2 protein-coding genes are annotated in these 24,687 nt (G+C 73.6%); both read right to left on the minus strand.

Features of this window, described 5'->3' with window-relative positions; translation table 11 throughout:
* Positions 1 to 12 precede the first annotated feature (12 nt).
* Positions 13 to 789, minus strand: a complete 777-nt coding sequence (locus tag IH54_RS44580) for a type VII secretion system-associated protein (protein WP_267965202.1) — start codon at positions 787 to 789, stop codon at positions 13 to 15.
* Entirely contained in the window at positions 786 to 24,584 is a 23,799-nt protein-coding gene (locus IH54_RS0118030; RefSeq protein ID WP_324607803.1) for a lonely Cys domain-containing protein, read from the minus strand. The genes IH54_RS44580 and IH54_RS0118030 overlap by 4 nt, the downstream gene beginning before the upstream one ends.
* Positions 24,585 to 24,687 lie beyond the last annotated feature (103 nt).

Below are 24,687 nucleotides of genomic sequence, written 5' to 3' on the forward strand. Positions count from 1 at the left end.
ACGGCGGCGGGTTCACGGTACGGCGGCGGTCTCCGCGTCCTCCGCGGCCGCCTCGGCCAGCGCCGCGCGCAGTTCGGCGGTCTCGACGGTCATGCTCACCGTGCCGGTGGGGTTCAGGTACACCACGTGGCCCTCGGGCAACCGGTCCAGGAGCTCGCCGAGTTCCAGCGTCTCGAAGGACAGGCGGCCGGCCTGCTCCAGGTGGCGGGGCGCGGTGAAGACGGGGACGACGGGCGTCAGGTGGTCGGGCGCCACCGCGGTCGCCAGGCCGCCGCCGGGCGCGCGGAAGACGGCCACCTGGGTGCGGGCGAGCGCCCAGGGCACGTCCTCGGACGGGCCCCAGCCGGTCACCGCCCGCTGGACCGCGGCGTCCACCGGGTCCGCGGGCTCCGGCCAGCCCAGCGCGGCGGGCGAGGGCAGGTACTCCGGGTTGGCCCGCCACTCGGCGACCTCGCCCGCCTCGTCCGACCGCCACGAGCCGAGCCGCGCCCAGTCCGGCGGGTCCTCCTCCCCCTCCTCCGACCAGGCCGGGTCCACCATGGGGAGCCATGTGCCGGGGGCCAGCCGGGCGGCCTCCCGGACGTGGTCCGGCACGGCGGGCAGCTCCGGGTCCCCGGCGGCGTCGCCGTCCCCGTACGCGGGCGGCCCGGACCGCCCGGCCGGGCCCGGACGCCGCCCGCCGCCGGCCGGACCACCCCCCGGCCCGTTCGCCTGAGGCGGTGCGCCCTCGGTCGTACTCATCTCCACCGGCCCTTCTCCTGCCGCCGCCCGGGGGCGCGCGTCGGTCATGCGATGCCCCCTTCTGACGGGCACATCTCGATCGGCGCCATCCGGCCCACGGTGACGTGGACCCGGTGGCGCAGCGTGTCGGCCACCGTGCGGGAGAGCACCATCGCCAGCGCGAACCGGCTGGGGTCCTCCATGGTGAGCTCCAGCCCGACCTGGGACGGTTCCAGCCCCTCCGCCGCCCAGCGTGCCGCGATCGCCGCGGCCACGCGCGCCCCGAGCCCGGCGGCGTACGCCTCCCCCGCGGCAGGGTCGGCCTGCGCGAGCGCCGTCTGCACCGACTCCAGCTCGGCGGCGGACAGTTCGCCCTGCTCCCCGTCGAGCGCGAAGCGGAACGGGGTGCGGAGCGGTGTGATCGACAGCCTCCGTGTCGGCGGAGGCTGTACGGCCCGCACGACGGGCGCGGGCTCGACGACGGCGGTGCGCCGTGCCGGTCGCGCGGCCCGCGGGGCGGCCTCGGCCACACCGGCACCCCGGTCGACCGGTTCGGACGCCGGTGCGGCGCTTTCGGCCACCTCATTCTGCGCGAGCACCGGTTCGGGGCGCGCTTCCTCAACGGCCGTGGCCTGCTCGGCCGTTTGCACGGGCGCCGCCGCCCCGACCCGCACGGGCGCCGCCCGGTCCGCCCGGGTCGGCGTCCGCTCGGCCGGTGCGCGGCCCGCCGGAACGGCGTCGAGGTTCAGGCCCGCGAGGCCCGGGCGGGACGCGGGGGCGGGCGGGGTGAGCCCTGTCCGGCGCTGTCCGGGCACGGTTCGGGGCCCACCCGGCTCCAGCGTGCCGGGCCGGGCGGCCTCGGACCGGGGCCGCTGCTCCTGCGCGGGCAGCTCCTCGTACGCGGGCAACTGCTCCGGCGGCTCCTCGTGCGCGGCGGGTGTGACCGCCGTCCGAGCGGCGCTGGGGCCGACGGCCGTGGGGCGCGACCGGGAGGGCCGTTCCGTGCGGTGGCGGGGACGGCCGCGCTCTGGCTCCTGCTCCTGCCGGCGGTGCCCGGACGCGCCGAACGCCTCGGCCTGGTCCGGCGCGTGGAGGGTGACTCCGCCCGGCACACCGGCGATCGGGGGCAGGACCGGAACGTTCGAGTGCGCCGCGCCGGCGGGCTGTTCGGCGAAGACCCGCACGGCGCCGCCCGCGCGGGCGTGCAGGAGCAGCGCGTCCAGCGGAGCCTGGTCCGCGGGGATCACCTGGTAATGCGTGTCCACGTAGGCCTGGATCGTGGGCTCCAGGACCCGCCAGGACAGCGGCCCCGCCGTCGGGTCAACGGCCAGCCGCTGCCGCTCCAGAGCGCCGAACCCCTCGAGCAGTTCGCCGAACCACGCGTCATTGGCGGGTTCGCGGTCGGCGGCGTACCCGTGATTGGCGCGTATCGCCCGTACCCAGCGCAGCGCCCACTCGTCACGGTTGGGCACGTTCGCGGGCAGCCCGGCGCGGTCGGCCATCGCGATCAGCCGTTCCGGCCCGGGCTCGGGCGCGAAGACCAGCCAGCGGTGGCGCGGCTCCTCGTAGTGGTCGAACTTCATGAACTGGGGAGTCCCGCGCGAGGTCATCCGGAAGCCGATCGTGGCCGTGGTGGCGGCAACGATGCGATCGGTGACGGTGGAGATGTCCTGCGTGATGGGAACGTCTTCCAAGCGGTCGAGCCCCGGCGGCAGTTGGGCCAGTTCGCACCAGGCCACGAGGACCTTCCAGTGCGGGGGCTTCCGTGCGAGGCTCCGGCTGCGCTGGGCCAGCCGCACGATGTCCTTGCCACGGACATGGTGGAAGAGCCCGGTACTCCGCCGTGGCACCACCCCCCTTCCGGCGTTGCCGTGGCCCAGGAACACATACGCCTCGGCCAGGGAGAACTCCAGGTCCTGCGGGTCGCTCGCCATTCGGTGCAGAGCGGGGAGGTTCTCGTCGACGTCGACGTACTGCGTGAACTCCGACAGCCACCGCAGGGCCTCGGCCCGGGAGGCCATGTCCCGCGCGTTGAGATAGGCCCGCCCGGTCAGCTCCACGCCGTTGGCGTTCGGCAGCGTGTAGGAGATGACATCGCTCTCCGGGAAGGGGTCGCTCCCGTCCGCGGGCCGCAGCATCAACTCGTCACCGCGCCGGGCCAGACCCGGGTCGGCGGGTATCCACTGTCCCGGCGGGCCGTCGTCGGGCGCGGGTGCGCGGAGGACGAGGCCGCGGAAACCCGAACCGTCCGGGAGCTGCCCGAGTTCCACGTGCCCGTAGGTGGACCAGACGCGCACGCCCAGCCTGTCGGCGACGATCCGGGCGGTCTCGCCGCGGCCTGCGCCCAGGCCGGAGGCCATGAGGACCACGTCGGCACCGGCTTTCCGGTCCGGGTCGTGGAGGAGCAGCTCCGCCAGGACCTCCGGGTCCACCTCGTGACCTGCCACCACGGGCCGGAGCCCGTCGGCCGAGGCGCCGGTGTCCACGATGTAGGCGTCAGCGCCCCAGAGGGCGGGCTGGAACGCGCCGAGAGTACCGTCCGGCGCCGCGGTGGCCACCACACCGGGGGCGATCAACCGGTTGGTGATCGTGCGGAGGTTCCGTCCGGCGACGGCGTTTGACGCGTCGAACATCTTGTTGGAGTTGCGGATGACCCGGTCCACGTCTTGCAGCCAGTAGGCACGGAGCTGGTGGATACCGGAGGCCCGCCCCGCGCGGGCGGCGGCCCCGGCACGCGACAGGACTTGGAGGTGCTGGTTCCCGTCCAGCGCCACGGCCTGGCCGAGGCCCGCCACGAGGCGGGTGACCGTGTCCAGACCGCCGTGCCCGAGCCCGCCCACGGGCACTCCCGCGGCGCGCTCGAGGACCCGCAGGGCCGTGGCGATCGCCCGGTAGTGGGGATGGCCCGCCACGCCCGGCCCGAAGACGCGGACCAGCTCCTGCTCGGCCTGCGTGGGCAGAGCGGCGGCCGCGTCGGCGCCGCCTCGGGTCCGGTGGGGCAGCCCGAGGCGCCGGCTGACCCGCGCCGCGAACTCCCGCGTCGCGCTGTCCACCCTGCCCCGCGCGAGCAGACGGTCGGCCGCCGCACGTACCCCGCCGTCCTGGACATCCTGCCCGGGACCAAACGCCGCACTCCGCGCGAGCAGACGATCGGCGACCTCGCGCACCGCTTCCCGGAACTCCCGTCCCGCATAACGGAAGTCCGCCAGCCGCGGGTGCAGTTCGAGCGGCAGCAACAGCCCCACCGCCGTGCCCCAGGCGTCCGACACCGCCTCCGGTGAAGCACCGCCCGGCATGGCGGCCGCATCACTCCGGAAGTCCGCCGATGCCTGGCGCCACAGCCGCCAGGCGGCCCGCGCGGCAGCCGCCCGGACCTCAGGCGCCGGCTCGTCCGACGCCTCCAGCGCCGCCCGCGCCCCCTCCAGCGACAACCCGTCCGCCAGGTCCTCGGCCGTCAGCTCCGCCGCGATGGCGGCACGCTCGGCAGGACTGCCGACCACGCCCGACACCGCCCCGACCGGCGCCGGACGATCCGCGCGCCGCGCCTCCAGCCGCCGCAGCCGCGTGTCCGCCGTGACGTACGGGCCCGCCGCCGCATCCCTGCGCGCGGCTGCCGCCGCCAGCGAATCCGCGTCGGCCCTGGCACCGGCGTGTTCCCCCAGATCCGTCTCCGCCCGCACGGCCCGCAGGTACTCCCAGCGGGCGTCCGCGGCGGCCTCCGAGGCTTGGACGAAGTCCCCGTCCAGCGCGCCCGCGTCCTCGACAGGAACGGCCGGGGTCTCGACAGGAGCGGTCGCGCCCTCGACAGGAGTGGCCGGGGCCTTGCCCTTGTCGGGCCTTATCTGTTCGGCCTCGGCCCGCTCCCCATGTGCCGGCGGCACGGCCTGCTCCCGGGGCGACGGTTCCGTACGGGGCTGGAGCCGCTCGCGCCTCGGTTGGGCCTGCGGCTGGGGGTGCCGGGCGAGCAGTTGGCCGACCAGGCGGTCGGCGTCGTCGCGCGGCAGCATGCCGACGAGGCCGTCCGGTACGTCGACGGTGAGCTGGCGTCCGGGCCGGTGGAGCGGCGTCATGACGAGCTTCACGTAGAAGCGGTAGTACCGGTAGTCCCGGGTGCTCTCGCGGTTGCTCTCGTCGGTCTGGGCCTGGCCCGCGGCGTCCTTGGCGCCGCGGAAGGAGCCGCGCTCGTACGGCGTCACGCGGCCCAGGAACGTATCCAGGCCGGTCCCGCCGCCGCCCTCCGGGCCGGCGCCGGCGTACCAGCCCCGGTCGTGCTCGGACTCCGCCTTCCGCTCCGCGTCCTGCTGCCCGTAGTGCCGCGCCTTGTGGCGGACCTCCTCCGTGGACGGGGCGAACTCGGCGGCCCTGGAGAGCTCGAAGCCCACCATGACCTTGCGGGGGCCGACCTTCACCACATGGCGGTGGCCGAGGAGTTCGAGGATGCTCGGCCGGAGCTTCGTGTGGCTGGTGTCGTGCAGGTAGTCCCGCCCGGCCTTGGTGGTGATGTCGATGCCCGGCACCTCCCACGGCGCGGCCAGGCCGAGGCGGGCTTCGCGGACGGCGTCGAGAGCGGCGACCTTGACCCACCGCTGCACCGCGGCGGCCGCCGCCACGCCCCAGGGGTGGAAGGCCTCGCGCAGCTCCTCGCTGAGGGCGGCGGGCGCCGGTACCGCGGCGCGCCACCGCGGCGACTGCCCGTACGCGCGTACGAAGGCCGGGCCGGGCTTGGCGGTCGTCCCCTCCACCATGGGCACGGTGAGGTAGCTCGGGACGAGCACCCGCATACGGCCGGGGACCAGCCGGTCGGCGCCGTCGTCGTACCGCACCCAGGGCCGCAGGGTCGCCAGGAACATGTCGTAGTCGTCGCGCCGGTCGAAGATCCTGGCGACCGCGCCGGCACCGACGTCGAGGAGCCGCCCCGGCGCGGTGACGAGAGAGGCGGACGCGGGCAGTGCCGGGGCGGTGCCCAGCTCGATCTGGAGGGCGACGTCGTGCTGGAACTCCTCGCTGCCGCCCTTGGTGTTGGCGCGGTAGATGAAGACGTCCTTCCGCGCGCCGTCCACCCCCCGGCCGCGGACGTCGGACCAGCCGGCGGCGACGTCGAAGCCGCCGTTGCCGTGGCTGCTGCCGTCGGTGACGTGGACGCCGCCGTGGCCGGACGCGATGACGCCGAAGTCGAGCACCCGGCGGGACTTCGCCCCCTCCTTGCGGTCGCCGGCCGACTCGCCCCGCAGGGTCAGGTCGACCTCGGGGCGGGCCCGGTGGGCGTCGGCCGCGTCGACCCTGGCGAACCTGACGTTGACGATCTGGTCCCAGCCGGCGCCGCCGATGCCCTCGACCCTGATCGCGAACCAGAGGCCGAGGTCGAGCAGGGCGGGCCCGCTCAGCATCAGCGCGCTGGACCGGAAGATCGCGCGCAGCGCGCGTGACAGGGGGTCGAGCGCGTCCACCACCGTGCCGTCGGCGGTGGCGCGCCGCGGCAGCTGGCCCTGGTCGAGCAGCCGCTGCCGGATGGCGCCGAGTACGTCCGCGTCGAGCCGTTCGATGAACATGGCGCTGGTGGGGATCTGCCCGCCGGCGTAGACCCGCAGCGGCGCCGGGCTCGCCTGCTCCTGCTCCTGCCCCTGCCCCTGCCCCTGCCCCTGCTCCGCCCGCTCCGCCGGCTCCTCCTGGGCCGGAAGCACGTCCTCCGCCAGCCGCTCGGAGACGAGGAGGCTCATGCCGTCCTCCACGCGCACGTACGAGGTGTCGGTCTCCACCTTCTTGCCCTTGTGGCGGACCATGACGACGGTGAAGACCGGATGGGCCCCGAGCCGCGCCTTCTCGCCGTTGTAGGTGGCACGGCTGTTCTCGACGAAGCCGTCTGACGACCCGTGGGAGGACTCCCACTCGGTCTCGTACTGGCCGTGGAAGAGGAACGCGAACCGGCCGCCCGGTGCGCGGGTGGGCTCGCCGGTGTCGGCGTGGCTGTCCGTGGCCTCCACGTCGCCGCCCTGGTCGGAGCCGAACCGGGCCTGCGGGCCGACGTCGGCGCGCAGGCCGAACCCGACCCCGGTGTGCCGCTCGCGGGCGCGCCGGCGGGCGAACTGGGCCAGCTGCTCGATCTCCGCCTCGGTCGCCTCGCCCGGCAGGCGCCGCGGGTCGTAGGCGCCGAGGTGGAGCACCATGGTGGTCTTCCACCCGTCGTGCTCGGGCAGCTCGACCTCACGGCCCAGGCCGTCCGTCAAGTGGTCGGCCCAGACGGTGAGTTCGTCGGGTCCCGTGGCGTTGACGATCTCCCGGGGCATCCTCTCGAAGTCGTCGGCGGAGACCGTGTCGAGGCCGTGGACCCGCGCGTAGGCGCGGGCCGCGGCCCTCGCGAGCTCCGGCGTGGTCTGGAAGAACGGGTAGAGGCCCGTGGTGGCGTTCGCCAGGTCGAGGGTCGGCCCGGCGGGCAGCTCGGCGAGGACGGTGGTCCGTCCGGCCGCGACGACCTCCGCCATGGTCGGCGGGACCGCCGGCACGTACTGGTCCGGTACGGAGACCTGCGCGACGAGGCTGTTGTCGCGGGAGACGAACCAGGTCTCGGCGCGGCCCTCGCCGCTCAGCGGCCGCAGGGTCAGCTCGTAGACGACGTTGTACACGTGCTCGTGCGTGTCGCCGTCGGTCTCGGTGCGGCGGTAGCCCTTCGCGACGCTCTCAAGGGTGTCCTTGCGGCCGCGTCCGTACCGGGCGAGAAGCCGGAGGGCACCCGCCTGGAGCCGCAGGATCGAGCCGAGGGCCACCCGCACTCCGCCGCCCGCGCCGCCCTTGACCTCCCACTTGCTGCCGCGCCCGGCGGCCACGCCCTCGCCCTTCGCGGCACGGACGTTGATCTTCGCCTGGTGGAACCGGTGGTCCAGGTGGTCCGTGAGGTGGGCTCGCACGCCTATCTCGTAGCGGCGGCCCTGGTGCGTGACCTCTTCCTTGAAGCCGCCCATCGCCGTGCCGAACCTGCCCTCCAGGGCGGGCCTTCCGACGTACGTCGCGAGCTCGGTGTCCGTGGCGAAGCGGCCGCGGACGGGGGCGCGCCGCCCGGTCAGCCCCTTGAACAGGCGGGTCAGCGGGCCGTGCGACGGGGCCGACAACTCCTCCAGGCGGGCCCGGAAGTGGTCCTCGACCAGCTCGGCGCCCGGCAGCGCCACGCTCGTCTGGAAGCCGAGGCCCTTGCGGGCGGCCAGCCACAGCGGCTCCTTCGGGTGCGGAGTGCGCAGCGCGTCCAGGCTCGCCGGGCGGCGGTGCACGCGCGCCGGGGGGACCTTCGCGGCGGCCAGCAGCGCCCGCACGTGCGGCTGCGCCTCGACCGGCGCCGGCCACCGCTCCTCGGTCCCGCCGCCGGTGACGGCCGCGGCGTCCGCCCCGGCCACCGCCCGGCTCACGTACGGCGTGCGGACGCCGCCGAGCACCCGGCGCTCGAAGTCCGCGGCGCCCGCGCCGTCGAGCCACGGCACCGCGAGCTCCGCCTCGACCACCGAGTCCAGGGTGTCCATCCGGCCGTGGCTCCCCAGGACCCAGTCCCGGGTGATCCTCAGCCGGACGCGGTACCGCGCCTGGACCTCCGTGGTGTTGACGACCGCGTGGACGAGCCCCTGCGAGTCGAGCCGCCCGCTCCAGTCCCGCCCGAAGGACGCGGTCGCGCCGACCAGCGGCGCCAGGCCCTTCACCCGGTGCGCCGATTCCAGCGCCGGGTCGACCAGGCCGGTCATGTTGAAGCCGCCGACGAGGGAGAGCCCGCTCTCGCCGCCCTCGCCCGAGACCGCCGTGTACCCGGCCCCCCGGTCCTCACGGACCTCCGCGTCGGACATGACCCGGAGGAACTGGGCGCTCTCCACCACCATCCGCCCGCGCAGGTGGCCGCGGAACGGCTTGAGGCCCTTCAGGCCGCGTCGGACCCGGATCTTGGAGCTCACGTCGCCGCTGGAGAGCCACCAGCGCGCGCGGTTGAGCACGGACTCCTCGTTGAGGCCCGGCTGCGACCGCTCGACGACCCGCAGTGCCTTCTCGGCCCGGAGGCCGAGGGTGCGCCGCAGGTAGCGCTGGTCGCCGGCCAGCATCGGGGTGACGTCGACCGCGTGGAGCACCTCCCCGGCCCGCCGGAAACGCTGGTGGGGCAGGGACCGCACGTTGCGCGGGGCCGGGTCGGCCGGCGCCGGATCGGGCTCGGTGGACCTGGACAGCTGGCTGGGGAACCGCACGGTCAGCCCCCTGTCCGCCAAGGGGGGCCGTGACGCGTCGGCGGGGCGCTGCTCCTCGCCGTCCACGAAGACCCGTATCCGCAGTCCCGAGGTGAAGCTGTTGGTGTCCTTGACGAGCAGCTTCCGCCCGCCGATCACGGTGTGGTGGCCGCCGGTCTGCTTCACGCCGCCGGACGACACCGCGACCTGCGGCACGCCGATGACAGCCGCCGACGCCGCGGCGGACGCCACGTTGATGGCCGTGGAGAGGAGGAAGTCGGCGGTGTGGTTCACCGCGCGGGACGTGAGGTGGTCGGCGGATGTGGAGTTGAACGACACGTGGTAGCGGCGCACCGGATCGTCCTGGCCCTGCGGCAGGGCGACGGCCGAACCGCCGTCCAGCACCGGGCGCAGCCATACGAGTCGGCCGTCCGCCGTCAGCAGCCGTCCGTGGAGCAGGATCTCCTGCCACGCACCGGCCCCGCGCTCCAGCAGCAGTTCGCGTACGCCGCCGCGCACCGCGCCCCGCACGGCCGCGGAGACGTCCGCGTCGAACGCGAGCCGGTCCACCACCTCGGCCGCGGCGGTGGCGGCCTGGTCCGCGGTCCACCGCGGAGCGTCCAGGACCTCGCCCGCGCCGAGCATGCCGTGCCGCGCGAACCAGGGGATGCCGCCGGCCGGGTCCTGCTGTACCGCCGCGGGCACGTCGCCCTCGGCGGAGGGCGGGGTGACCGTGATCAGGGGCGGCGCGGGCACGGTCAGGGGCTCGCCCGGCTCCGTCGTGCCTGGCCGTACGGCCTCGGTCCGGGGCCGCCGCTCGTGCGGGAGCGCCTGCGCGTCCTCGTGCGCGGCGGCCTGGGCGGTCGGCTGGGGGGCCGAGGTGAACGCCGAGGAGGTGACGGGCGCCGCCGCAGACGCGGAGGCCGGCGTGGTGCGCGGGCTCCAGCGGATGGGCTCCGGGAGCGTCTGGACCCAGCCGCTCTGCTGACCCCCGTGCCCGGCAAGGCTCATGACGAGCACGGTCTCGTTGACGTCCGGGAGGTGGACCAGTCGCAGCGGCTGGTCCGCCGCCAGTACGGCCCTGCCGAGGGTGGCGCGGGAGACGAGCTGGTCGGCCAGGGCGTCGAGACTGCCGCTGAGGCCCACGGGCAGCAGATACGACTTCGCCGGGGCCATTCTGTACAGGTGCTCGTCCCGGGTGAGGAGTTCGGCGATCTCGTCGGGCGGCACCCGGCGCGTGGCGGGTCCGCCGGCCCAGCTCGGCCAGGGCATGTCGATGTGACCGTCGAGGCCGTCGGCCACCAGCAGGTACGCCTGGTCCCGCGCGTCCGCCGGCCGGCCCGGTGTCTTCCAGGGGGTCGGCCACGCGTGGGGGCCCACGGCCGAGCCCGGGGCCGCCGGGCGGAAGGTGTCGGTGACGAGGGTGCCCTGGACGGGGCGCCCGGTCCAGTTGCGTCCGGTCACGGCGCCCGTGGCCGACGGCAGCAAGGTCTTCGGCCCCAGCGCTCCGTGGACTTCCAGATCATGTGCGGCGAGCGCGGCCGGACTGTAGGTGTCCCGGCCCACCGCCGCCGCCGTCATCGCCGTCCGGAACAGACCGGCGCGCACCCGGTCGGTGTCCGGATTGGCGCCGGGGGGCAGATGCAGCACCTTCATCGCCAGCGCGGGCGCGTTCTGAACGTTCTCGACGCTCTCCACCGCCTTGACGGCGGCCCACAGCACGTGTGACCGGTTCGCCCTCGTGACCGGCGCGTTCACGGCCAGGCCCAGCACCTCGCGGACGGTCCTGTCCGGGTCTCCCCGCTCGATGAGCTCTCGTGCCCGGTCCACGGAGGGCATCGGGGCGAAGCCGTCCAGCGCGGGCAGGCGGGAGCCGCCCGGCAGGGCCGCCGCCGCGAGCAGTGTGGCGCGTATCGCGTCCTGCCCGAGCGGGGCGGGGCGGACGCCGGGCGTGTGCGTGATCCCCTGGTGCCCCCGGACGACCCGGTCCACCAGGTCGAGGGTGAGCTCACCGTAGTGCGCGAGCCCCGGGTGACGGCCCCGCATGGTCTCCAGCGTCCCCATGCCGCGCAGCAGTTCGCGGTAGGGATCGGCGGGGTCGTGCCGGTTGTCCTCGACGGAGGGGCCGAACAGCGCGCGGAGCGCCCGCACCAGGCGCAGTGTGGTGTCGATGGTCTGCTGGGGCACCTGACCGGGGCCGTCGTGCAGGCCCGCGACCCGGGCGAGGTCCGCCAGTTCGGCGTCCGAGGGCCGGTGCCGGACCTCACGCCAGCCAGCGGTCTTACCGAGCAGGTCGCTGACCATGCCGTGCCCGTGCGTCCCGTCCGACCGCGTGAAGCCGAGATGGACAGTGGGCGCCGCGAACACGGTTCGCCAGTTCTCGTCGGCGGCCTCCTCAGCGGCTGACAGCGTCGACAGCGGGTCCGCCACGAACGGCGGACGGGCGTCAGGCGCGTTGACCCATTTCGGCAGGCCCGGCGCCGCCGCCCCCCAACATTCCAGCAGCACAATGGGGACGGCCGGGTCGAGCTTGCGCAGGCTGGGCCGCCGCCGCAGGAAACGGCCGAACTGACGTCCTGTCACTTCCTGTGCCCTCGGGTTGCCACGGACGTTGACCAGGGTGGCACCCGGACGGCCGTGCACGTAGACGAAGTACGCCACGCCGCCCCGAACCGGCATCGGGCGGGGACCGTCGTAGTCCGTCTGGACAGGATCGGCGGCGTACCAGTCCGCCAGCTGGGTGGAGACGTCGAAGTAGCGTTCCCTCCTGGCCAGATCCGCGTCCGAGAACAGGGCGCGGCCCCTTTGGACACCGTTCGGCGCCATGGCGACGCTCACGATGTCGCGGTCGGGCACCCGCACGCCCGCGATGGTCTCCACGACCGCGTCCCCGGCGTCCGCGTCCGGGGTCCCGAGGTCGCCCGGACGGCTGGGAATCCACTGGCCCAGCGGGATTCCGCCGTCCCGGTCGCCCTTCACCGCGATCCGGTACAGCACACCGCCGTCCCCGGGGGCGTCCAGCGCCGGTACTCCGCTGTGCGCCCACACGGTCCTGCCGGCTCCGGCGGCCAGGGCACGCGGCAGGTCGAGCCCCATGGACCCGGCCTTCGGGGCGACGAGCAGGATCGGGACGTCCTTGCCCAGAGCCGCCAGCCGTTCGTCCATGGCCAGCAGTTCGACCAGGTCCTCCGCCGTCACCCAGTGGGGCGGCCCGCTCGTACCGGCTACGAGGACCCCCCGGTCGTCGCCACCGTCCGCCACCACCACATACGGCGGCGGGGCGGCGGGGTCGGTGGCCCAGGGCGGGGTGACCTGGCGGGTGACGGTGCCAGCGGTCTCGTCGTACGTCGCCGTGTCGATGCCGGTGAGCGGGGCGCCCCTCCAGTTGCGGGTCGGCGAGGCGCCGGCGAGGGACGTGAAGGTCGCCTCCGACAGCAGGCCGTGGCCGAGCAGACGGACGGCGCGGAGCCTGGCGACACTGCGCGCCTGGCCGAGCGCGACCGCCCGGTCCACCAGCGCGTACAGGGCTTCGCGGTCGGCGGCGGTGACCGTGGCGCCGGCGGGCAGGCTCAGGACGTGGCGGGCCAGGGGGTCCGGGTCGAAGCGGCCCGCCGCGAACCGCGGGTCCTGGCGGCGCAGGACGTCCAGCCGCGCCACGGCGGCCGCGTGGGGCGCCTCGGCGATCCCGATCACCGCCTGCCGCCGCCGGTCCCGCGCGGGACCGGCGGCGCCTGCGTGGCCGAGCTCCCTGCCGGCGGAGCGCTCGTCGAAGTCGAAGTCGAAGGCGGCGAGCAGGTCCTCGGACGGCGTGTCCACCTGGAGGTTTTGGAGCGCGCGGGCGAGTTCGTCGTAGAGCGCGTCCGCCGCGGCCTTCGCCCGCAGACCGCCGACCTCGGACGCGCGCTGCCCGCCCCGGTCGCCGAGCGCGAGGAGCGGGCCGTTGCCGTGGCCGACCACGCTGACCCGCGGGAGGGCGATCTTCGCGAGGTTGGCCAGCATGCCGGCCTTCGCCACCTGCCCGGCGAGTTCCCTGATCCGCTCCAGCGGCTCGGGGCCCACCTCGTGCCCTCCCGCGGGGAAGGCGACCGCGGTCCGCGCGGGCAGCGGCGCGAGCATGGCGGGCGGGGCGCTCTCCGACCGATCCGGGGCCGTGGTCGCGGACGCGGCCGTGGTCGCGGACGCGGCCGTGGTCGTGGTCGCGGACGCGGCCGTGGTCGCGGACGCGGCCGTGGTCGCGGTCGCGGTCGCCACGTGCTGCGGCCCGGCGGTCAGCAGCCGTTCGTCCTGGGCGGGCAGCACCGGCCATCCGGCGACGTCACTGCCGTTGTAGTGGTTCACGCCGTTGTAGTGGACCTCTATACGGTGGGCGGCGTCGTCCGGCCCCACGGTGGTGATCCCGCCGTGCCCGGTGCGGACCACGTCGGCCCGCACCCCGAAGGCGTGCGCAAGCAGCGGCAGGAACGCCTCGCCGACCGGACTGTCCCAGCTGCCCGCCCAGTTGGCGACAGCCTCGGCCACGGCCGCCGACTCACCGCGGTCCAGCGGGGCCGTGCTGCCCACGTAGGCGGTGCTGAGCACCGTGCGCAGCTGGTCCGTGGTCAGTTCCGCCACCGGCGGCAGCAGGCCGCGCTGGGCGAGGCGGTCGAACAGGTCGCGCGTGCCCAGGCCCTCGGCTTCTGCCTGCGCTTCTGCCTGCGCCTCGGCCTGCGCTTCTGCGGCGGGTCGCTCGCCGCTCCCGATCAGCTCGGCGGCCCGCGCGTCCTGGTACCGCGTCCTGAGGTCGGACTCCAGCCCCAGGCCATCGAAGCTGGTGGGCGTGGTCACGCCGTGGTGGGCGAGGTGCGCCAGCAGATCGGCCCGCGCCATCCCGGCGACACGAGCGCCGAAGTCGGGCGTCAGCGCCCCGCGCAGCTGCTGGAGGATCTGCGGTGGCAGCGCGCCCGCATGCTCGCCGAGGTAGCTCGCCGCCCGGCCGCGCATGGCGTCGATCACCACTCGGGAGTGGCCGGCGCCCGGCAGCACGCGGGTCTCCGAGTACGCCGCCGCGAGCCCGCCCAGCTCCGCCCGCACCGCGTGCGGATCGCCCAGCCAGGCGTACGCCTGGGGGTGGCTCTCGTTCAGGCCGGGAAGCCGGTCCCGGATGTACAGGGGGTCGCTGGCGACGAAGGAGTACAGCAGGCACTCCCCGGTGCCCGGCACCGGCACGCTGCGGCCGATGACACGCGGCGGTTCCGTGATGAGATTGGGGTCCACGACATGGGTCCCCGCTGCGGTGTCGGCAGACGTCACGGCCAGAGGACCAGCCGTACCGACAGCGGTCGAGGCGGCTGGCACGGTGCGCGACTCCGCGACCGGCTCAGCCTGCTGGGGCTCCACCACCACGGCGACCGGCACCTCGGCCGGGTCGGCCTGCTCGGCAACCACAGCGGCCGGGTCAGCCTGCGGGGAATCCGCCTCCACGGCACCCGGCATCGGGCGCGACTCCGCGACCGGCTCAGCCACCACCACGGCCCCCGACACCTCGGCCGGTTCAGCCTGCCGGGACTCCACCTCCACGGCGACCGGCACCGGCTGCGACTCCACCACCGGCTCAGACACCACCACGGCCCCCGACACCGCAGCCGGGTCAGCCTGCTGGGGCTCCGCCACCACGACGATCGGCATCTCGGCCGGGTCGGCCTGCTCGGCAACCACAGCGGCCGGGTCAGCCTGCGGGGAATCCGCCTCCACGGCACCCGGCACCGGCTGCGACTCCACCACCGGCTCAGACACCACCACGGCCCCCGACACCGCAGCCGGGTCAGCCTGCCGGGACTCCGCCACCACGACGACCGGCACCGTTTCGGTCACGACCTGCTCAGCAGCCGCCACCTCCGCCGCCGACACCTCGGCCAGGTCGGCCTGCCGGGACTCCGCCACCACGGCACCCGGCACCGGGCGCGACTCCGCGACCGGCTCAGACACCACCACGGCCCCCGGCACCTCCGCCGGGTCGACCCGCTCGGCAACCACAGCCTCAGCGGCCGGCACCGTTTCGGTCACGGCCGGCTCAGCCGGTTCGTGGCCCACCGGGACCGCTTCGAGGTTCAGGCCGGGCAGGGCCGGGCTGGGCGCGGGGGTGGCCTCCGGCGTAGCCGGGCGTCCGCTGGTGCCGTCCTGGCGGGCTGTCCGCCTGGAGGGCGGAACCGCGAACGACAGGGCCCGCGACCGGGGCGACGGCCCTGCGCGGTGAAGGCGGCGGCCGCGCTCCGGCTCCTCCAGGTCGGCGGCCGGCGCGCCTTCCTCCGCACCGCCGGACGCAGCCGGCACCAGTGACGGCTCCTCCACCACGAGCGGCCGCTCCTCCGCAGCGGGCGCCTCCTCCTTCAGCCCCTCGGCCGGCACCGGCTGCGCAGACCGCTCAGCGTTCCCGGCGCCCTCGGACACCGCCGCCTCGGCGGGTATGCGGCCCACCGGGGCTTCCAGGGCCGTGCTGGTCGCCTGGACGGGCCCGGCCTCCGGCACCGGCACGGGCACCGGCTCGGCCAGGTCAATGATCATCGTGAGGGGGTCACCGCGTTCCGGGTCCGGCAGCCCCAGGCGCTTCCTCACCTCTCCCGCCAGCCGCGCCGCCGAGGCGTCCTCCGTACCACGTACCAGCAGGTGGTCGGCAACCTCGCGCACGCCGGTCCGGAAGGTACTGCCCGCGTAGCGGAAGTCCGCCAGCACCGGGTGTGATTCGAGTGGCAGGACCAGGGCCGCCGCCCGGTGCCACATCCGGGTCGCCTCGCCGTGCGCGGCATCTGTCGCCGCCTGCGCACGCTCCCGGAAGTCCGCCAGTTCCGCGCGCCACAACCGCCACGCGGTCCGCGCGGCAGCCGCCTGGACCTGCTGCGGCAGGGTGCCGGACTTCGCCAGCCGCTTCTTCGCGTAATCGAGCGACAGCGTGCCGTCCCGTTCCACCACCTTGCGTGCCAGCGGGCCGCCCGGGGCGAGCAGCTCGTGCAGCGGCGTGCCCGGCCGGGCGGCCAGCTCGTCCTCCACCTCCTGGGGCGTGAGCCGTTCCTCCAGCTCCTGGGGGGTCAGCTCCTCGACCATGTCATCGGCCGTCAGCTCCGCCGAGATCGCGGCGCGTTCCGCCTCACCGCCGTCCACGGTCGCCACTGCCTTGACCGGCACGCGGCCGACCAGCGACCACTCCTCCTTCTCGAGCAGCAGCGCGTGGGCTTCCTCCGCACGCGCCTTCGCCTCCGACAGACCTGTGGCGGCCTGCGCCAGCTGCTCCGGGTCACGAACGCTGTCGGCGCCAGGGGCGGGCGGCCGCCGGAGCTCCCGGTCCGCGTCCCGGGCCGCCGTGTACGCAGACCAGGCCGCCTTCGCGTCCGTCGACGCCTTCGTGAACTGCGCGTCCGTCACGAGCTGTTCGGCCTGGCGACGAGCCGGCCTCCCGGGGATCGGGGGCGGGCTCTCCGTGGAGCGGAGGAGGACGTCACCGACGACCCACCGTTTGCCCTTGGGACCCTCCACCTGGACGAGCGCGACGGCGCGGAGCCGGTATCCGGGGAGGCCGGCGCCCTGCGCGTTTTCCCTGGTCGTGCCGATGTGCATCAGCTCGCGGACCTGGCTGGTGAAGGCGGCGGCCGTGGCGTTGCCGGCGGTGCTGTTGACAACGGGGATGGTGAAGGTGGAGCGGTGCCGCTGGGACCCGTCCACCAGGGCGAACCCCATGCTCAGAGCGAGGCTGTTGGAGGTGTGCACCTGGTGGCCGAACGTGCGCGTGAGCAGCTGGACGTCACTGATCCCCACGTCCCGGCTCTCGGTTTCCACCTGCGCCGAGTACAGGCTGATCCTCATCTTGATCTTGTCGCTGCCGGGGCGGCCGAGGAGTGGCGCCGTGCGCGCGGCCGTCATGACGGTCAGCTTGTTCCCGGCGATGAGCTGGGCGAGCCGCAGCAGCTGTCCGTCGCGGGACTGGGAGCTCGCCGGGACCTGGTCGTCCTGAAGTGACGTGTCGACCTCGCGCAGGGCGCGGCCGAGAAGCCCCATGCCGTCGAAGTCGTAGAGGTGGAACGGGCGGGTGAGCCGCATCTGCGGCCCCGCCAGCAGTTCCACCGTCGCGGCGGGGACCGGAGCCGCCTCGATCGCCACGGCGTGGTCCCCCGTCGCCGTGGTGCCGGGCCGGTTCCTCGGGTTGAAGTCGTGCAGGGTGGGTTCGACGTGGAAGACGGGCTCTTCGGGGGTCTCGCCCACGATGGACGACTCGTTGGCGTTGAAGCGCATGGCGATCTCGGCCCGCGCCTCCGCCCGGGCCTCCCGGACCGGCGACGGGAGTTGGTCGACCAGGGGCTGGACCAAGCGGTCGATCCCGCTGACTTCGCCGACCCACAGCACGGGACCGGCCATGAGCTGCGCGAGCTTGACCAGCATGGCCTCGCTCAACGGCCTCATCGTGCCCGAGACGCGGAACACCGCCCGTATGCGGCGCATCTCGACGCTGTTCATCGTCCTCATCCAGTCGCGCGACTCGCTCATCGCCGACACCGAGTGGGAGATGTCCTGGCTCGCCGCCCACCGGGTGGTGGGCTGGTACTGCTGGCCATTGATCGTGAAACCGGGTGTGAAGGTCAGCTCGTCGCTGCTGCCCCTGGTCGTGCTCTTCTTGGTGACGCCCGGTTTCCCGAGCGCGGCACCGTCCCCGCTGGAGCGGCCGAAGACGTTGTCCATACCGGACTGCTTCTCCAACATGCGGCCGAGGAGCCCGGGCAGGTCGAAATCGGGCTCGACGTCCATGTCGAAGGTGAGCGTCCCCAGCTGCGGGCCGAGCCAGGAGCGGTACAGGTAGTGGACGACGACCTTGCCGTCGGGGTTCGCGTTGGACTGCGCCCGCGTGCCCAGCGAGGTGGTGTGCTCGTTGACGCCGCTCAGCAGCTGACGCACGTAGGTGGAGTGACCGACGACGACCGCGCCGGGTGCCAGCTCCTCGAGAACGCCGCGCGCCTTGTTCATCAGGGCGCTGCGGCCTTCGTCGAAGTGGACGCTGGTGACAGCGCCGCCCTGCCACTTGCCCTCCAGGAACCACAGCGGCGGCGTCCGGAGGAGGGGCTTGCCCGGGGTCGGGGCGGCCACGCCCGGGATGTCGAGCAGTTCGGGGTAGTTGCGCAGCTCGTCGTCAGTGATCAGGAGTTCGCCGCCGAGGGGCACCTCCACGACCCAGGTCTTCTCCCGGTTCCGCTGGACGGGCAGGCTCTGGGACACGACGTTGGCCCGGCCGTGTTGCAGGGTCGCCACCCAGACGAGGGTGCCGACCAGCACGGTGTTGCTGGAGGTGTCCTCGACGGTCACCCGGAATGTGCCCGTGTTGTCCTGGGTGGTCTCGTTCTTCGGCCGCGTCAGGCCCTTCTGGTAGGTGCCCTGCGGGTTGAACGAGGCCTCCGACGTCCCGTACTGGCCCGCCAGGGAGGCGTTCCCCTGGTGCCCCCAGGTGGTGGTGACGCCGCTCGTCGACGCGTCGGCGGACTGGACCCACCGTTCGAGGTCGGCCTGCGGCCGCAGGGGCAGCGCCACCACGTCCTTGATGTAGGCGCGCAGCGTGAGGGTTTCGTCGGTGTCCACGATCTTGCCGTGGGTGCCGCCCCCCTCGAGCACGTACTCGTCCCTGAAGGGCCGCAACGCGTTGCCGAACAACTGCTGCGGTGCGAGCGCGGTCCGGTACACCTGCGCGGACCTCGACGCGACAGGCGGGCCCTGCTCCCCCTCGGTGAACTCCTGCCGGACGAACTGCCAGGTCGACTCCGCCTGGAACCACCGCACGGCGAACCTCGCCGGGATCACGGCGGCGTCCAACGCCAGCCTCGCCAACGCCTGCCACTCCACCGCCGGGGCCTCTTCGTGGGCCGTCTGCGCCTCCAGGTCGCCGGTCGGATAGGTGCCGGGCATCGGCCGCGCCTTGGGCCGCAGCGCCTCGGGGACGGCCTGCCGCAGGGCCTCACTGGCGGCGATGGCGGTCTGGCTCAGCTGTCTGGCGCCCTCGAGCCGGTCCAGGATCGCCTCTTCGAGGAGCTTCATCACCCCGTTCCGATACACGAGGCTGCCGTCGAGGAGGCTGAGATTCGCCCAGTCCTCGTCGGTCGCCTCCCGCACGATCACCGGCGGAAGGCCTTTGTCGTCCGCGGGTGCCTGGGTCAAGGTGCGGTAGGTCGGCACCGCCGCCCGCAGCCAGCCGTTGGACGTCATGGGAGGCGGAGCGGTGCCGGCGTCGGTGGTGTAGTTCAGCGTGGCCCGGATGGGCACGCGGAAGACCTGCGACCCCTCGGGGATGGGGCTGAGCATGTAGTACTCGTGGCCGAGGGAGGAGCTGGAGCCGGTGGTGCGGGTCTTCTGGTAGCTCGCGGAGTAGCCGCCCCCGACCCGGTTCAGCGGCTGCGTGGTGCTGTCGGAGTCCAGCGGGTTGGTCGCGGCGCCGGAGACGCCCGCACTGGCCTTCTTCGTCGTGTCGAACTGCTCTTCGCCGCTGATCGTGGAGCCGGTGAAGTTGAGTGTCGGAATCTTCGGCAGGTCGGTGGTGTGTTCGACGCCGCCCTGCGGCCCCTTCGTCCGGCGGCGGGTGATGTCGAGCTGCGCGGTGAACGACTGCTGCCCCAGGAGAGTGGGCACCGTGAAGACGGTGTCGGCGCCGATCTCGATCGCCTCGTCGACGGCCCCGCGCAGCCACAGCTGCCCGCGGATCTCGTCGAGCTTGCGCTGGTTGGCGAGACGGCCGGCTCTGATGGCCTCCTGCTTCGGATGCAAGAGGCGGAGCAGGTAGGCGGGGAGGGGGGACGACGGCAGGTATCCCCCGTCCAGCAGGTGCTTTTCGAGGTCGTCGAAGAGACTGCCGAGGTCCTCCAGCTCCAGGGGCGTCGTGGACACGGCCAGGGAGCGCAACTCGGCGAGGTGGAGCGGCAGGAAGCGCGGCCTCTCCGGCGCGACACCCAGCATGGCCAGCGAGGGGACCAGCATGTTGACCTGGTACCGCCGACCGGCGTCTGCCAGCCGCGTACCCCGCGCCGGCTGGATCTCCGGGCCCTCCGGCCGCACCAGCGTCGCCCGCACCGCCATCCGCGCCCCCACGTGGAAGAGCGGCGTCGCCGCGCGCATGGAGCGGACGATGCGGCCGCTGCCGCCTCCGGTCCGCTTGAACGCGGTCTCGTGCTCGATCTTGTTCGGGAATCCGAGGGAACCTCCCTTCCCGGCCACCCCGGTCTCGGCATGGGGTTCACCGCCGAAGTCGAACTGGGGCAGGGGCAGGCCCATGCCCAGGGAGTTCGTCACCGTCAGCTTGCCCTGCATCTTCAACGACCGCTGGACGTACAGCTCCGCGATCGCGTCCGTGGTGGTCGGACCCAGGATGTCGGTGGTGTCGTCGAAGTCGAACGAGAACTTCAGGTAGCCGATCAGGGAGCCGGACTTCGTGTACAGCGTGGGCGAGGGCACGCTGCCGTTCCAGCCCTGGGGGATGTTCGCGCGGAGGTTGCCTTCGTCGAGGAACGCCAGCAGTTCCTCCCCGGACGCTTCGGACAGGTCCTTCAGGTACGTGGCGAACGAGGCCGTCAGGTCGGTGATCAGCACATCGTGGTGGGGAATGTCCAGCGGGCCGTACAGCGGGACCCCGGTGCGCAGCCGCGACAGCGGCGCGGGCACGGTCTCGGGCCGGCTCACGTCGATCTCGGGCAGCGCGGACCCGTTCGCCTGGTGCAGGGGGACCCACGTGGTCAGCTCCGCCGGCGCCGGGGTCGTCGCGGGCTTCCAGCCGTCGACCGGCCGGTGGCCGCGCAGCATGTCCGCCTTCGCGTTGCCCAGCCGCAGTTCCAGCGACGGCACGTAGCCGAAGGGGACGGAACGCTCCCGGCTGCGCAGGATCGACATCGACTGGGTGTGCTTCCCGCTGGTCAACTCGTCGCTGACGCCGTTGTAACCGATGTTGAACTGCGGAGCGCTGAAGTTCACATCGCGCAGGGTCACGCTCTGGGGGAAGACGTGGTTGGTGAAGAACGTACCCGGCCGCGTCACGCCCTGGGTCATGAGCTCGTCGGTCTCCGCGGTGCTGACGGCCCAGCGCTGCACCGCGGCCGGCGGACCGTCCGGCATCTCCTCCATGCCGGGCTCGGTCTTGCCCCGGAACCGGGTGGACAGCCGGATCGAGACGGGCGACGTGCTGCCCTTGTACGGCACCGGCACGGGCATGCCGGACGCGGTGAAGAGCTTGGCCCGCCCGTTCGTCAACAGGGCTGCGGTGACCACCCGTTGGACCTCTTCGCGGAAGGCGGGGTCCGGTTCGGCGCCGTCGGCCACGATCCGGATCACCTCCTGCCGGACCCATTCGGCGACGCTCTCCGGGATGTCGCCGAAATGCGCCAGGCCCAGGACACCGTCCCGCTCCGTCTTCGACCCGAACGCCTCGACGGCGGCGGCGACCCCGTCCTCGGGCGGGAGGTCGGCGGACTGCTCCGCCGGCTCGCGCGGCGCGGGAGCCTCCACCATCGCGTGGAACTCGGCCGCGGCGGCCAGCGGGTCGCCCGTCGTGCCACGAGCGGCCTCCGCCCGCGCCGCCCGCTTGGCGTCGGTCTCGATACGCTCCAGCATCGCCGTGAACGACGCCATCAGGCCAGCCGACTCGTCCGTCGTGCCACGAGCCGCCTCCGCTCGCGCGAGCCGCTGCGCACGCGACTCGGGACTCTCCGCCGTCACTGGGGCGTCGCGGTGGAGCGGCGCCTCGGCCGGTGCCGACGTGTCCTGTGCCGGTCCCTGCCGCTCTGTGTGCGTTTCCGCGGCGAGTTGCGTCATCTCCAGTGCGTCGCCGGTCTCGGCGGGGATCTCGTACGCGTCGTGCGCGTCGTCGGGAGCCATCCACCCCCCGCCGGCCTGGGGCCGGACCCGGTACGGCTGGTGGGTGAGCTCCGTCCCGCCGGCGGCGGTCGTGATGTCCGTGCCGTCGGCCTGGTCGAAGATGGTCCGCCCCAGCGTGAGCAGGTTCCAGTCCCGCACACCCCCCGGCTCCAGGCCGTCGGACGTCAGACCCGCACGCCCCTCGGCCGGCTCCGCGCGATAAGTGGCCAGAACACCGTCCTCGACCTTGCAGGTGAAACGGCCCATCAAACTGCCCCGCACATCCGGAGCAGACTCCGAATCACCCTTCTTCCGGTGCTCGTCCGGCCAGCCGATCTGATGCCCGAACTCATGCGCGCCCATACGACGACCCGGGATGATCCCGAACGGCAACGTGGCCGGCGACGGCTTCACCGGCTGCTTGTCAGCAGGAACACCCGGCACCGGCTTGTACACCTCCGGCACCCAATCGGCCTCGCCGTCCTCGTCGAGCACCCGCACCGGCGTCACATGCAGGACATCACCGTTGGGAAGCCGGTGCGCGCGGTCCAGCGGACGGTTGAAAGCACCGTCGATGTCCTCCGACAGCCGCTCCCAGAAAGTGTCCAACTGCCCCTTCGTCAAACCGTCCGACGCGACAAGCCTGGTACGCACCTCCACATCCGTGTACGTCACACCACCGTGCTCGAACCGGCGCACCCAGAACGCACCGCGCCCATTCGCCAACCCGGCACCCAGATCGAGCCGCTTCGGGGGCCCGTCGCCCGAATCCCGCTGCTGCGTTTCCCTGAGAGGGGCCTCACCGTACTTGGGAACCGACGTCCACAAACGCTCCCGGAACACCGGCTCACCGGCCGCCGCACGGGCCTCCCACCAGCCCTTGCCACCGTGCGGCACCACACCCGCCACGACCGACCGGCCGACACCCGCGGGCGCGCCCGCGGACTCCGGCGCACCCACGGGCACCGGCACGCCCTCGGAGTCGACGACCGACCCCGACGCGTCCACCGCCAGGTCCAACGTCATGTCGACAGCCGTCGCCAACGCCTCGTCAGGGGCCTGCGGTGCGACCCCGGACAACTCGGCGGCGCGCATGTGTCCCAGCACCCTGTGCAAAGAGGCCTGCCACGACGTCTGCGGCCAGTTCTGGGCGGCGTTGTAATCGGCCACGATCTGCCGCAGCCTGGGCACCGTGAGCAGGCTGAGGTCGCCTTGCCTCGCGCGCCGCACGTCAAGGACGGCGAATGCCGACATGACCATCGCGAAGCGCGGGTTCTCCGGCCCGAAGTCCGGCCCCCACTCCGGCATCTCCCGCGCCGCCCGGAGCCACGTCAGCAGCCGGTCCCGCGCGTCCGGACGCTGCGCGAACGGGCCGCCCAACCGCTGTACCAGGGCCGCCAGTCCCGCCGGGTCCGGCTCGGGATAAGCGAGGTAGAGATCCGCGTCGCCCGGCTGGTTGATGTCATCGACGATCAGCACGATCCGCGCCGGACGACCGCCCTCCTCCGCCGGCTGGAACATGGTCTGGACGTTGGCCCCGGCAACCGGCCTGCGCAGCACGTTCGCCATCTGCTGGATACCGCGCGGACTGCTGAACGCGTTGTCGGCACCGTGCGGGTAGCCGGCGACGGTGCACCCTTCGGCCAGCGATATCTCGTGCGGCGCCAGCAGCTGGACACTGCCGCGGCGCCCGAAGTACCCCGCGACTTCCGCCAGTGGCGCCCTGCGGGGGGGACCGTCGGTCACCGGCACCTCGGCGGATTCGCTGTTGGCATGGAAGGCCATCGTGTGCGCCGGCTTGAACCGCAGTGGAATTGCTGTTTCGGTCTCGTCGACGATCTCCCTTGATCCGTCCGGCAGGATCTCGACCTGCGCGTACGTGTAGTGCGCGACTTCGGTCTCGCGGGCGCCGGCGTATTCCACCGCGAGCCGATCGGCGCTCATCATGACGCGCCCGAACGTGTCCGTCCCCGCAGCAGTGACCAACGTCGTCGAGTCGATGGCACTGTCAGGAATCCACCGGCCGTCGCTGTCCCTGACCCCGCCTGGGACAGCCCGGGAACGCTTGCCCGGAGCATTGGGTATCCAGACCGCTGTCTCGTCGACCTCCCAGTCCATGTCCATGTCCTGCTGGGTCCAGAAGTCAGGACCGTTCGTCGACCAGGTCTTCACATTCAGCAGATCGGCGACCCGCGCGGGGCCTACCAGCGTCCGCGCGCCGGCCCGTTCCACCATGATCGCCAGATCGTGCCCGTCCTGCCGCAAGGAGTCCATGCGCAGCAGCTCCGCGAACTCGTCCCAGTCGTGGACGGGCAGTACGCTGCCCTCGCTGTCGCTGACCACCGGCCGCTCAGGACCACCGTGCGCCACGACCGTCCAACGATCCGCCGGCCAGGGCACGTCCATGCTGTCGATCACGGGCCAGTCGGCGTTGCCCGTCCAGTCACGGCCCAGCGCCCTGCGAGCGTCGTCGCGTATCACGGACCTCTCGTCCAGCGCGCCACGCCGCACCAGGTCCAGGGCGCCGATCTCGGCCAGGCTGTTCGCGCGGCCCTCCCGGTGCGCCAGCGTGACCAGCTCGTACAGGCTGTCGCGTTCCGCCGGGCCGAGCACGGCCGAGTGATCGAGGTGGAGCAGCCGCCGGGCCAACGCGTCCACCTGCGGGTGTGCCGACCCGGTCAGCCGGGCGAGCACGTCATTGACGAGCCGCGCCGTCTCCGCCGGGTCAGCGGCCTGGTAGTTCGGGTCGTACGCGCTGCCTCCCAGGCCCTGGGAGTGGTCCTGCGCGGTCTCGCCGGCGCCGCCCCGGATTCGGGGGACCTGTTGTCCCATCGCCAGGTGCACGATTCCCTCGGCCCGGAACGCGCGAGGCCGCGGACTCAGCTCGTTCACCCAGTGCGACGGCAGCTTCTCGTGCCACGCCGCCACCTGTTCC

It is taken from the genome of Streptomyces sp. NRRL F-5123 (assembly GCF_000721495.1).
GTDB lineage: Bacteria > Actinomycetota > Actinomycetes > Streptomycetales > Streptomycetaceae > Actinacidiphila.